At 32.2% G+C, this 261-nt stretch carries 1 pseudogene; it reads left to right on the top strand.

The features are described from left to right. Window positions 1-261: pseudogene (locus HMPREF2961_RS11950) on the top strand (hypothetical protein); the annotation flags it as partial.

The following is a 261-nucleotide window of genomic DNA, read 5'->3' as shown; positions in this document are numbered from 1 at the left end:
TATTAGAAAAAGAAAGTATTGATTTTTATTTGGAACGTAATCGAATCCCATTCACTTATGCTTTTTTCAAGGAAGAAGAATATGACGGGCTAAATAGTCATCAGGAGGCAGTTTTAGAATTTCTTAATTGCTCAAGTAGACTACAAGCTTGCTGGTTATGGCGAATCGGTGATTCTATTGAAAAAGGAACGATGGTTTCTAAAAAAACATACGCACAAAAATTTTATGAATTCAGAGAAGAAAAAATCAACTATACGGATA

It is taken from the genome of Enterococcus sp. HMSC076E04, assembly GCF_001814285.1.
GTDB lineage: Bacteria > Bacillota > Bacilli > Lactobacillales > Enterococcaceae > Enterococcus_B > Enterococcus_B lactis.
Note: the sequence above shows the minus strand (reverse complement) of the source record. Positions and strands in the feature narration are given on the sequence as shown.